The sequence below is a fragment of the Cedecea sp. B1(4) genome (assembly GCF_059414925.1).
The window spans coordinates 1-241 of record NZ_JCAHMZ010000363.1 but is presented as its reverse complement, the minus strand read 5'-3'; the positions used below and the strand labels follow the sequence as shown (position 1 = coordinate 241).

Here is a 241-nt window from a genome sequence, read left to right as displayed (position 1 = left end):
CCCCGCTGCGAGCGCGCGAAAAGCGGGTCACCGAAGCTCTCGCGCAACCGCGTCAGCATGCCACTCAAGGCCGGCTGGGTTAGTCCCAGACGGGCCGCCGCCCGTGTCACATTGCGTTCGTCTAACAATGCGTCCAGCGCCTTGAGCAAGTTGAGATCCATACTCTTGATATTTTTCATTTTTATTCCAATCTTAAATATCATCGTTTTTCATGATATCTAAATATTGCCTATGAGTGGAA

General features: G+C 51.0%; 1 protein-coding gene. It reads right to left on the bottom strand.

Annotation, left to right across the window (positions count from 1 at the left end; all coding sequences use genetic code 11):
- On the bottom strand, positions 1-179 hold a 179-nt coding region (locus tag ACR6JA_RS23305), incomplete at its 3' end, for a helix-turn-helix domain-containing protein (protein WP_494599916.1).
- Between the last annotated feature and the right edge of the window lie 62 nt (positions 180-241).